The organism is Allosalinactinospora lopnorensis, assembly GCF_000981225.1.
GTDB lineage: Bacteria > Actinomycetota > Actinomycetes > Streptosporangiales > Streptosporangiaceae > Allosalinactinospora > Allosalinactinospora lopnorensis.
Genome location: NZ_LAJC01000213.1, coordinates 1 through 265 on the forward strand (window position 1 = coordinate 1; position 265 = coordinate 265).

General features: G+C 66.4%; 1 protein-coding gene. It reads right to left on the reverse strand.

The genetic code is table 11. The features are described from left to right. Positions 1-60: 60 nt before the first annotated feature. The coding region (locus tag VS93_RS26540) for a transposase (protein ID WP_046472563.1) at positions 61-265 on the reverse strand (205 nt) is incomplete at its 5' end.

Consider the following 265-nt stretch of genomic DNA (forward strand, 5'->3'; position numbering starts at 1 on the left):
GGGGTACCACCTGTCAACGATTGCGAGGGTACGGCCGTAGCGTTGGGCCTTGTATGCCAGCTAGCGGCGGAACTCTGCCCATCCGCAATCGGAGATCGCGCGGGCAAGCCTGCGGTTGCCCATCATGCCCCTGACGTTCAGGTCCTCGATCGCGATCACATCCGCCTTGCGGACAAGGCGCGTGGTGGCGCGGTGCAGGAAGTCTGTCCGGGCGTTGCGGACCTTGCGGTGTGCGCGGGCGACCTTCGCCTTCGCCTTGCGTCGG